Annotated in this window: 8 protein-coding genes; 4 read left to right on the forward strand and 4 right to left on the reverse strand. The window is 39.8% G+C overall.

Features of this window, described 5'->3' with window-relative positions:
* Positions 1-301 precede the first annotated feature (301 nt).
* From GD630_RS05925 to GD630_RS05940, 4 genes are read left to right on the forward strand one after another with little or no spacing between them, the layout of a single operon-like run.
* Positions 302-1810, forward strand: a complete 1509-nt coding sequence (locus tag GD630_RS05925) for a 4Fe-4S binding protein (protein ID WP_143865989.1) — start codon at positions 302-304, stop codon at positions 1808-1810.
* Positions 1811-1829: 19 nt separating this feature from the next.
* Complete coding sequence (locus GD630_RS05930; protein WP_143865991.1) at positions 1830-3233, forward strand: aldo/keto reductase; 1404 nt, start codon at positions 1830-1832, stop codon at positions 3231-3233.
* 8 nt (positions 3234-3241) lie between these two features.
* Positions 3242-3661 carry a DUF1893 domain-containing protein gene (locus GD630_RS05935; protein WP_143865993.1) on the forward strand — a complete coding sequence of 140 codons (420 nt, stop codon included), beginning with the start codon at positions 3242-3244 and terminating at the stop codon, positions 3659-3661.
* Positions 3662-3694: 33 nt separating this feature from the next.
* Positions 3695-4207 carry an ECF transporter S component gene (locus tag GD630_RS05940; protein ID WP_143865995.1) on the forward strand — a complete coding sequence of 171 codons (513 nt, stop codon included), beginning with the start codon at positions 3695-3697 and terminating at the stop codon, positions 4205-4207.
* Between the two features lies 1 nt (position 4208).
* Here the strand turns inward: GD630_RS05940 and GD630_RS05945 are convergent, their stop codons facing one another.
* The 4 genes from GD630_RS05945 to GD630_RS05960 form a co-directional block, all read right to left on the reverse strand.
* A complete protein-coding gene (locus GD630_RS05945) occupies positions 4209-8222 on the reverse strand; it encodes a hybrid sensor histidine kinase/response regulator transcription factor (RefSeq protein WP_143865997.1) in 4014 nt (1337 codons plus the stop codon).
* Between the two features lie 134 nt (positions 8223-8356).
* Entirely contained in the window at positions 8357-9544 is a 1188-nt protein-coding gene (locus GD630_RS05950; protein ID WP_143865999.1) for an ABC transporter permease, read from the reverse strand.
* Positions 9528-10712, reverse strand: coding sequence for an ABC transporter permease (locus tag GD630_RS05955; RefSeq protein ID WP_143866001.1), 1185 nt, complete (start codon positions 10710-10712; stop codon positions 9528-9530). Before GD630_RS05955 ends, GD630_RS05950 begins: the two co-directional genes overlap by 17 nt.
* 24 nt (positions 10713-10736) lie before the next feature.
* Positions 10737-11723, reverse strand: coding sequence for an HlyD family secretion protein (locus tag GD630_RS05960; protein WP_143866003.1), 987 nt, complete (start codon positions 11721-11723; stop codon positions 10737-10739).
* Positions 11724-11725: the final 2 nt, after the last annotated feature.

Genomic DNA, 11725 nt, shown 5'->3' on the forward strand with positions numbered 1-11725 from the left:
TCTGCAAGATGACTATTTATTTTCAGAAAGATGAGGAACTTTAAATATACGAAATTAAATAGTAAAAAACAAGAGTGGCACTTACTTTTCCTAATGCCCCAATGAGCTTTTCATAGTTGGTATATTTTCGTTTAAACAAGCACTTTCAGTAATTCGGGTATAATAATCTGTAATATATATAGTTGAAAAATAAATTTCCTTGATTAACTTTGCAAAGTTAAAACATCATCAAGTTCAATTCTGACGATGTAGGACATTGACATTTAGATCTAACTACTATAAATTGAAAATTAATTAGTTTATGCTACGTACTATCAGACTTACAACCGCCATTGTGTGCTTTACACTTATTACCCTGCTCTTTCTCGACTTCACGGGTACATTGCACACATGGTTCGGATGGTTGGCGAAAATTCAATTTCTGCCGGCTTTATTAGCCTTGAACATAGGTATCGTATTGTTTTTAGTTGTACTTACATTCCTGTTCGGACGTATCTACTGCTCTGTTATTTGTCCGTTGGGAGTGTTTCAGGACATTGTTTCGTGGGTATCCGGCAAACAAAAGAAAAATCGGTTCCGTTATTCACCAGCAATGAAATGGTTGCGGTATGGCGTTTTAGGAGTATTCATTATCATGATGGTTGCAGGATTGAACTCTTTGGCTATCTTGCTGGCACCGTATAGTGCTTATGGTCGGATAGCTTCCAGTCTTTTTGCACCGGTCTGGCAATGGGGAAACAACCTGTTGGCGTACTTCGCCGAACGAGTGGATAGTTATGCTTTTTATGAGGTAGATGTATGGATAAAGAGTCTTTCGACGATGCTGATTGCCATTGTTACCCTTGTTGTTCTTTTCATTCTGGCGTGGCGCAACGGACGAACCTATTGTAATACGATCTGCCCCGTAGGTACTGTATTAGGGTTTATATCCAAATATGCGATATTCAAACCGGTAATTGATACTTCCAAATGCAATAGTTGTGGTTTGTGTGCCCGCAATTGCAAAGCATCGTGTATTAACCCGAAAGCTCATGAAATAGATTATAGCCGTTGTGTAACTTGTATGGATTGTATCGGAAAGTGTAAGCATGGAGCCATTACATACACAAGACGGAAACCTAAGAACGAAACAGCTACGAGCGAAGATACGAAAGCAAAGTCTGTCACTACTGAACAGGTAGACAATGCCCGTCGTAGCTTCCTTTCAGCATCGGCCATTTTTGCAACAACTTCTGTACTGAAAGCACAAGAGAAAAAAGTAGATGGAGGATTGGCTACTATCGAAGATAAAAAGATTCCCCAAAGAGAAAATCCTATCTATCCTCCCGGTGCATTCAGCGCACGCAATTTCACTCAACATTGCACAGCCTGCCAATTATGTGTCTCTGTTTGTCCCAACCAGGTATTGCGCCCATCGGACAACCTATTGACATTGATGCAACCGGAAATGTCATACGAACGTGGATATTGCCGTCCCGAATGTACAAAATGTTCGGAAGTTTGTCCTGCCGGTGCTATTCATCTCACCAGTCTTGCCGAGAAATCAGCTATTCAGATCGGACATGCCGTATGGATTAAAGAGAACTGTGTACCTTTGACAGATGGAATGGAATGTGGCAACTGTGCCCGCCATTGTCCGACAGGTGCCATACAAATGGTAGCTTCCGATCCTGAAAAAACAGATTCTCCAAAGATTCCGGTAGTAAATGTAGAAAAATGTATCGGTTGTGGGGCGTGTGAGAACCTTTGTCCGTCCCGTCCTTTCAGCGCTATTTATGTGACAGGACATCAGATGCATAGAATTATTTGATCTAAATCAGTATAAGATTATGGAAGATAAAAATAAGAAAGATATAAATAGAAGAGATTTCATTAAGATTGTAGGTATTAGTGCAGCCACGTCAACAGGGCTATTATACGGATGCTCTTCAAAAGGAACTTCCTCTTCAAGCAGCGCAACAGGAGAAGGAGAGGTGCCTACCGATAAAATGACTTACCGCACGTCTCCGACTACCGGTGACCGTGTTTCACTCTTGGGATATGGTTGTATGCGTTGGCCTCTCAAACCTGCTCCCAACGGTAATGGTGAAGTAATCGACCAGGATGCCGTGAATGGACTGATTGATTATGCAATCGCTCACGGAGTAAACTATTTCGACACATCTCCGGCATACGTACAGGGCTTTTCCGAAAAGGCAACGGGTATTGCATTGAGCCGTCATCCCCGTGACAAATATTATATCGCCACCAAGTTATCCAATTTCTCTCCCGATACATGGTCTCGTGAAGCATCGCTCAAGATGTACCACAAATCATTTGCGGACCTGCAGGTAGATTACATTGATTATATGCTGCTTCATGGCATCGGAATGGGAGGAATGGAAGCCCTTAAAGGACGCTACCTGGATAACGGAATGCTTGACTTTCTGGTGAAAGAGCGGGAGGCAGGCCGTATCCGCAATCTGGGATTCTCCTATCATGGGGATATCGAAGTATATGACTACCTGCTTTCACGGCACGATGAATTCAAATGGGATTTTGTGCAGATACAGTTGAACTATGTAGACTGGAAACATGCAAAAGAAACCAATACCCGGAATACGGATGCTGAATATCTGTATGGAGAATTGCATAAACGAGGAATTCCATCTATCATCATGGAACCGCTTTTAGGAGGTCGTTTGTCTAAATTGAACGACAATCTGGTGGCACGGCTCAAACAACGCCGTCCAGAAAGCAGTGTCGCTTCCTGGGCTTTCCGTTTTGCCGGTTCATTTCCGGACATTCTGACTGTATTAAGTGGTATGACTTATATGGAGCATCTGCAAGATAATCTCCGCACTTATTCTCCTTTGGAACCGTTGACAGATGAAGAAAAAGAGTTTCTCGAAGAAACGGCACAATTAATGTTGAAATATCCAACGATCCCTTGCAACGACTGCAAATATTGTATGCCATGTCCGTATGGATTGGATATACCTGCTGTGTTGTTACATTACAACCGTTGCGTCAATGAAGGGAATGTCCCCAGGAACGGGCAGGATGAGAATTATGCAAAAGCCCGGCGCGCTTTTCTAGTCGGATATGACCGTAGCGTGCCCAAACTTCGTCAGGCAAGCCATTGCATCGGTTGTAACCAGTGTGTGGCACACTGTCCGCAGAACATTAATATTCCGAAAGAGCTGCATCGGATAGATCAGTTCGTAGAACAATTGAAACAGGGTACTTTATAAAAGAAAAGATGGAAGAATTAATCAATTTACTACATACGGGAGAATATTCCTGTACCATTGCCAACAAAGGAGAGATCCGTACTTTCACTCAACGCGGTGTGGCTGATATCTATGATTTACTGACCCGGGAACCGGAGTTTCTTAAAGGAGCCTTGATTGCTGATAAGGTGGTCGGAAAGGGAGCTGCCGCCCTGATGATTCTGGGAGGTATCAAAGAATTATATACCGATATTATCAGTACCAAAGCTCTAGAGTTACTTCAGAAATCAGATATAAAAGTTGGTTTTACAGAGAAAGTACCTTTTATCTGGAATCGTAACCATACAGGAGGATGTCCTGTAGAGACAATGTGCAGCGAAGTGGAATCAGTAGAGGAGATACTACCGCTAATTGGTGATTTCCTCGAAAGAATCAGAAGTAAAAAATAAAAGAGTAATTTGCACTTAAAAAAAACAATAAACATGGAAACAACTACTGTAAAGTTCTATTCACTAAATTACAACGATGTGAAAACCTATTGGGCAGCCTTGTTATTCATCGTTGGTAATATTCTTTTCCCCCAATTATTCCATCTCATGCCTCAAGGAGGAATAATCTGGCTACCAATCTATTTCTTCACACTGATTGGAGCTTATAAGTACGGATGGAAAGTCGGCTTATTGACAGCTATCCTTTCACCTATTATCAATTCCTTATTTTTCGGTATGCCCGCTCCTGCAGTATTACCCGCAATTTTACTGAAATCCATACTGCTTGCCATAACTGCCGGTTGGGCTGCACAACGTTTCGGACGTATTTCCATCCCGGTATTGATTGGTGTAGTATTTATTTATCAGGCCGTAGGTACTTTAGGAGAATGGATATATAATGGTAATTTTTACAGTGCTATTCAAGATTTCCGTATCGGAGTTCCCGGGATGTGCCTGCAAGTATTAGGAGGCTATACATTCATCAAGTATCTGATTCGCAAATAAATCAATCGGTCGCCTCTTCCTCTTCGGGTTCATCTTCTACTACAACAACAGGGGAGAGGCTTTTTCCTTCTTTAGCGTACGTGCTAGGACTCATTCGATAATATTTTTTAAATACTTCCCGAAAATACTTTGTTTCCGAGAAACCACTCATATCTGCTATTTCTCCGATATTATGTTTACCTTCTTTTAATAATCGCGCTGCATATTTTAAGCGAGTCACCCGAATTAATGCTGTCGGAGATTGTCCGGTCAACGCTTTCAATTTACTATATAAACTAGTACGGCTCACTCCCTGCAATTCACAAAGCTTGTCAACGCAAAAATCAGTATTATCGATATTCTTTTCAATATTTTTCTTGACCTCCGATATGAATTTCCAGTCGAGACTATTCATTCCATTTGCTGATGGTACAGGCTCGGAGTCTATTTCAAGATTAGCATACCGCTGACGCAATAAAGCACGGTTGGACAAAAGGTTGGCAATACTTGCCTTCAATAACTTCACACTGAAGGGTTTGACGATATATTCATCTGCACCGATTGCGAGTCCATCAAGAATATTTTTCTCATCCCCCAAAGCTGTAAGTAATAATACCGGAATGTGTGAGGTTTCAACATCCTTCTTAATAGCAGCACAGAGTTCATCTCCTTGCATTTCAGGCATCATAACATCGGAAAGAATAAGTTCCGGCCAGAATTCTTTTACTATCACTAAAGCCTCCCTGCCATTACAACAGGCTTGCACATAATATTGGGGAGAAAGCAGACTAACCAAGTAAGAACGTAATTCATCATTATCTTCTACAATAAGGATACGTTGCATTTCTTTCTTGACTGTGACAACTTCTGTATTTGCTACATTTGAAAAAACATTCGGAACTGTTAGTTCCGGTGTTTGTAGCTGAATCTTAGGGGAGGAAGCCGAAGTTGCCTCCTGAGTACTCTTATTGTTTTTGGGAAATATAATTTGAACAGTCGTCCCTTGATGTTCCACACTTTTAATCTGAATCTTACCCTTGTGCAGACGAACCAACTTTCCAACCAACATTAGTCCTATGCCACTGCCCGTGACTTTAGAATTGATGGCATTACTGGCACGGAAATGAAGTTTGAACAACTTCCGTTGTTCAGAGGCAGGAATACCGATACCTGTATCACTAATAACCACCTTCCAAAAATCATTCATATCAGAGACAGAGACACTGACCTTGCCATTTTCTGCTGTATATTTCAATGAATTCGATATAATATTTTTCAGAATAGAATCCATTTTCTCTTTATCAAACCATACATTCAAGTAGTTGAAATTACTCTTATAAGTAAAATCTATATGTTTGATAGTAGCATACGAAGAGAAACTACTGCATACATCCTTCAAATATGTGTTCAATTCATATTCTGAGATGCTCAACTCGGAAGAATATATGTCAGCACGTTCAAAGTTGATAAGATTAGTCGCCAATCGCAAAAGGGAGTCTACATTCCTTAATGCAGCCTTTGTACGGGTTATTCCGGTGTCAGTAAGCGGTTCTTCGTCTAGAAGTTCTTCCAAAGGCGCTTTTATCATAGTAAGTGGAGTCCGTATATCGTGAGCTGTATTAATAAAAAATTGGGTTTTCTCATCTGATATGTTCTTTTGTTTCCTGAGATTTATCACACGTAAAATAAAAGAGAATCCCCAAATAACCAATAGTACATAACATAGGATAGCCCACCAACTCAACCAAAAAGGGTGTGCGATAATGACTTTCATTGTACGTTCTTCAAAAATAACATCATGCTCTTCTCTGGATATAGCGCGTACGTGTAAAGTATATTTTCCCGGAGGCAGATTGGTGAAACGTATCAGGCTATTCTCTCCCGGCAGTGTCCATTTTTCATAGAAACCTTCCAATTTCCAGGAATAAAGTACATTACCCGGAGAATCATAATTGATAGTGGAAACTTTGAGAGAAAAGGTATTTTGGTCATGTTTCAGTTTCAACACACCTGTTTCGTCTATACATTCTTTTAAAGGAGAGTCTTTGCCGTCCGGATAAACAGGCTGATAAGATACATGAAAATCACTGAATATCATTCTGGAAAATTTATAAGAAGGGAACTTTACATTCTCCGGAACTTCAATAGCCCCGTCCGTACTACCAAATACAAAACTTTTATTCATACGTAATGTACCCGAAGAAGCATTAAAATAGGCAGGTAATAATCCTTCTCCTCTAGTCCAGTTATGAAAATGTTTCTCTTTTGCAAAGAAACAAGTAATACCATTTTCCGTACTCATCATAATACGACCGTCCACTTCAGGTAAAATTGTAAAAATCCGATTGGAAACTAATGCGGAATTGTCTGTATAATAGTGCTCAAAAGACTGTTTCTGTATATTGTATACAAATACTCCTGCTCCATTCGTACCAATATATAGCAATCCATTATTTGCCTGGTAAAGTGAATTGATATATACACCTTCCAACTCTGATCCAACATATTGATATTTACCGGAGTTTCTATCCAATAAGTATAATCCGGAGGCTGTTCCAATCCACATATGGTCTTTGTCATATTCAACAATTGAAGTGATAGATGACACTCCCGGATATAGGCGTACCTCATTCGTTTCTAAATCAAAGCACTTTAGATTATAATATCCCCCGGACCATATATTTCCTTTCGAGTCTTTTATCATATCACGGATATATTTATCGGGGCGCATATTAACGGAAGTAAGCAGGTATGGAGAGAAATATTCAACGGACAACTTATGCTTGTTTATTTTATAAATTCCCGAAGTATAGCCTCCTGCCCAGATAATGCCGGGAGAAACCTCACACAAAGTAATAAAGATATGATTTTTATCTTTTAATTGACGGTCAAAAGAACTTAGGAATGAATGCCATTGTCCTGTGGAGGAGTGGTATAAACTAATTCCATTGCTGGTTCCAAACCATAAGTCTCCATCGCTATCCTCAATTACCGCATGCACCTGATCATTGATTAATGATTGTTTATTACCCATTGAATGTTTCATCCAATGATAATTCTCATACCGATAATCTATAACAGTGATTCCGGTAGGGTAGTTGGAAAGCCAGATTCTCTTTTCTTCATCGACAAAAACATTATTAATATTATTACCATTCATTTCATTATAGCTTTGATAGTTGGCTATAATGTATTGCTCCATCTGGCAGGTATTTATATTAATCTTATAGACTCCCATCCCTTCAGTTGATATCAATAACTGTGATTCATCCAATGGTGCCATGCAGGTAATACTTACATCACTTAAATCAACTTCGGGCCTTATTATTTCCCGGTTATTCATATCATATACAAATAGGCCTCTCTCAAACGAACCGATAAGCAGTCGTTTTGATGCTTGATGGTAATATAATGCGTTTACCTGCACATGGAAATAATCCAATGTTTCGGTAGGAATAATTTTCAAAGTACCATTTTCCAATTTAAGATATCGAACACCAGTCTCCGTTGATATAAAAAAATGATGATCGTCCACTTGTTCGATTGCAGTGATGTTGCTGTGTAGAATATTGGTAGATTGAAGTATCTGAGCATTTTCTGTGTTATACAGTAATATGGAGTGTTTACGGCATAACCAAATATTATTATTCCGGTCCATATAGCCGTAACTAATGGTTTCCAGACTATTCGGCAACTTATATACCAGCTTGAAATCATCATATTTCCTTTCATATTGAAAGATGCGTCCTTGTTTGCCAATCACCCATGTCCCTATATGGGGATTGGTATATATCCACCCTAAATGAATAGGAGATTCCAGAGTCTTGTCATCTTTATTCAGTTTATAATGTTTGATATCCTTGCCATTGTAACGATCCATACCTTCATTGGTAAGAAACCACATATATCCTTCAGAGTCTTTTTGTATGCTGAATATTCTTCGATTGCTCAAACCATCTTCTATCCCTATATATTTGTATGTTTGTGCAGTGACCAAAATAGGAAAAAAGAGAAAAATATAGATGATGTATTTCATATAGCCATTTGTTTTTAACCACTTTTAATAAGCATAGGGAAATAAAAGTTAACAAACTTATACAAAAGCAATGAGAAAAACAAAGAAATACAGAATATTCTATTAAAAACTTTCATTTAGAAAGTATTTTGCTACTAAAGTTGTTTTTTATGACTTGCTAAGTTGCTTTTATAGACCCATATGCTAATAATGAAATAAACAATCGTCTGAATCCACAAAGTTATATATTCCGGTTTTATGTCTGCCATATCGGCACCCATAGAGTTTAACTTTACAAAAGCAAGTGTACCCGGTGCAGCCGGAAGAATATAGTGTGCTATTTTCCAATACCACGGCATTAATTCCATAGGATAAGAAACTCCGGAAAGAAATATTAATCCAACCGAGAAAAAAGCAATCATGAGTAATGGAGCTTCCGAATCTGTAAAATATCGCGAAGCAGCCAATCCTAAAAAAGAAGTGGCCATCAGATAAGGTATTAACAATAATATAATGTAGAATCCATTTCCAATATTAGGAATACTAAAGAAATAGGGAAGGAGTCCTAATAAGAAAAAAGAAAAGACTGCATATAAGGCACAATATACAAAAGTTTTTCCCGTCACCAAACGAATGGCAACTCCCCAGCCACACCCAAAAGGTATATAAGCACGAATTCCTCTGTTGGCATGTTCGTCACCGGTCAACATACCTATCACCATTAGCAAAGTCTGGAAAATAATGATCATCATGACTGCCGGAATCAGATAAGAACCATATCCTTCCGTATAATTATAGAGTGCAGTTCCCACTACATTTATCGGTTTTGCCATAGCTACTGCCAATAATCCTTGAGGGGGTAAGAAAACAGCGCCATCCGACCGATATTTATCATTGATAGCTAACATGACACGTGAAGAAGCGCCTTGTAATGCTTCAAAATAGAGGAAGGCATCGGTCGTTGCATATAAAGAAAATACAGCTTCATCTCCGCGAAATACCCGCTCCTCAAAATCATGCGGCAAGTAAAGTATTCCTTGCACTTTTCCTTCTTTCATCCACTCTTTGGCTTCATGGTAGTCAATTGCCTGATCATAAATTTCCGCTTGAGGGGTCGCATCCAACCATCGAATAAAATTACGACTCAATTCGCTGTGGGAATTATCAACAACGGCAACAGGAACATCCGTTACAATATTAGGAGCGTACATATAATTATAAAGCAATCCATACATGAAAATTCCTCCCATCAACACCAGTAAAACAGCATAGCTAGTACTTATGGCAAGAAACTCCCGACGGATAACAAATGATAGCTGTTGTAATTTACTTAATGTTTTCATATTTATGACTTTCTATAGCTCGTTTTAAATGGGGTAGTAATGATAAAGCCAACAAGGGGAAGATGCAGAGTATCACCATTGACGGCCAAAGATAGATGAATCCACCACCTCCGTAAAGCATGGTTTGTATCATCTCTGTAAAATGACGGACAGGGAACAGATAAGAGGCATCTCCTACTAACGGATACATATTAGAAACCGGAAAAGTTACTCCCGATAAAGTAGCCCCCAATGAACCTACCATAGAAACAACACTTATTACCAGAGAGACTGCCGGGAACAGGGAAAATATGAATAATCCGAGAGCCTGTGTAGCAATAACAAAGAGTACGGTTATCATGTTTATCAGCCACCAGCTTCCTTGAAAAGGAATATGCAGGATACCGAACATGACATAATTACCCAGCCATCCTATCAGAATATATATAAAGGTATAGGGGAGTAGTTTACCCAAAACGGCAGTTATCATATTGCCTTTAGCAGTAGCCAGCCAATCTGTAGCTGTGCGGAACTTGATTTCAATTCCGACTGTATACACAGTAGTCAGGAGAATCAATATCTGAAATAATACGAAAAAAAACGGCTGGCTCAGATAAACGGAATAATCCAAGCTCGGATTATATATCGGGTGGTTGTTGGCTTGTACCGGTAACAGGAATGTAGTAATTTGCTGTTGGTCTGCCCCGAGAGATACCGCTTCCATTACAATGGGAGATAAGGATACGGGAGCCAATGACGTTTCAAAAGCAGCCATGAGCTCACCACCTACTGACAACAAGGCATAATGATAATAATAGGAAAGAGTTGCATTCTTTCCGGTGATAGCATTCTGTTCAAATCTCGGAGGTATGGAAAGATACCCGTAGATTTCTTTTTTCTGTACGGCCTCGCGGGCTGCAGCCTCATTTACATAATGTTTTACTACTTTAAAAGTGGGCACTGCAGAGATATTCCGTGTAATAGCCCGTGAAGTAGCAGTATTGTCCTGGTCGATAATGCCTATCGGGATATTCTCCATCTGCCCGTTACCGAAAATGGTAGCCATAAAAAAGAGAGTAAACAACGGCAGGACAATACAGACACCGAAATAAAGGCGTCGTGACGTCATTCGTCGCCACTCTCTGAGCAGTACGGAGCGAAAAGGTGAATATGTTTGTGATAAATCCATTCTATGATTAATTTTATTTGCCGATTAATTTAGCGTTAGCAACACGGACATACCGGGACGCAGATTATCTACCTTTTGCGTCGGATGAGCATGAATCTCAAATGTACGCAAATCATAACTTCCGGTTTGCTTGGTTGATTTCCACGTGGCGAAGCTACCTAGCGGACTAATATAGTATATCTTAAATTCAACATCTTTTTTACCGATAGCAGGTATATCTGCGATGAAAGTTTCCCCCATTTTAAACTGCGGCATCAGATCTTCACGTACATTGAGAACAACATGTACGTCATCCATTACAACCAAACTCATGATAGGAGTACCCGGTGCAACCAGCTCTCCACGTTTTGGGAAGATGGTTGCTATTTGCCCGTCCTCCGGTGCTGTTAGCCGTGCATCGAGCAATAAAGCGGAAACTTCATCCACTGTACTTTTGGCAGCGTCTACCATACTGGCGGCAGACGCTTTATCTTCTTTTTGTGCACCATCTACAGCCATCTGGTATTGTTCATACGCTGCACGTTCGGCTGCAACAGCCGCTTTATACATCGCTTCCACTTCATCTTTTCTCTGAGAAGTTATAACACTATCTTTATATAAAGTAAGAATACGATTATACGTTGTTTGAGCAAGACCGAGATCACTCTTTGTCTTGTTCCAGAGCTGTAATGCAGTAGCTACAATCTGGCGACGGGTTCCAGCATCTATTTTTTTATTCTGTTGTACGGCAACCTGTTCCAAAGCATTTACTTGTTGATACTTGGCATATATTTCAGGACTATTGATTACAACAAGAGTATCCCCTTGATGTACCCAATCACCTTCCCGGACAAAGAATGTGTCTATACGTCCGGGAAGTTTTCCACTAATACGAATTTCAGTCGCTTCCGCTTGCCCTTGGAGAACTAACGGTTGTTTATGCATCAATATAATTCCCAGCGCTGTAAAAACGCCGACAGCGAACATAATAATGACGAAGGCCCATGAAAGGGTTCTACTAGCTAATTTCATTG

It is taken from the genome of Bacteroides zhangwenhongii (assembly GCF_009193325.2).
Taxonomy (GTDB): domain Bacteria; phylum Bacteroidota; class Bacteroidia; order Bacteroidales; family Bacteroidaceae; genus Bacteroides; species Bacteroides zhangwenhongii.

What these genes read in the sequence shown, in the direction of transcription:
- GD630_RS05925 (WP_143865989.1), top strand. Translation starts at nt 302, where the DNA reads ATGCTACGTACTATCAGACTTACAACCGCCATTGTGTGCTTTACACTT.
- GD630_RS05930 (WP_143865991.1), top strand. Translation starts at nt 1,830, where the DNA reads ATGGAAGATAAAAATAAGAAAGATATAAATAGAAGAGATTTCATTAAG.
- GD630_RS05935 (WP_143865993.1), top strand. Translation starts at nt 3,242, where the DNA reads ATGGAAGAATTAATCAATTTACTACATACGGGAGAATATTCCTGTACC.
- GD630_RS05940 (WP_143865995.1), top strand. Translation starts at nt 3,695, where the DNA reads ATGGAAACAACTACTGTAAAGTTCTATTCACTAAATTACAACGATGTG.
- GD630_RS05945 (WP_143865997.1), bottom strand. Translation starts at nt 8,222, where the DNA reads ATGAAATACATCATCTATATTTTTCTCTTTTTTCCTATTTTGGTCACT.
- GD630_RS05950 (WP_143865999.1), bottom strand. Translation starts at nt 9,544, where the DNA reads ATGAAAACATTAAGTAAATTACAACAGCTATCATTTGTTATCCGTCGG.
- GD630_RS05955 (WP_143866001.1), bottom strand. Translation starts at nt 10,712, where the DNA reads ATGGATTTATCACAAACATATTCACCTTTTCGCTCCGTACTGCTCAGA.
- GD630_RS05960 (WP_143866003.1), bottom strand. Translation starts at nt 11,723, where the DNA reads ATGAAATTAGCTAGTAGAACCCTTTCATGGGCCTTCGTCATTATTATG.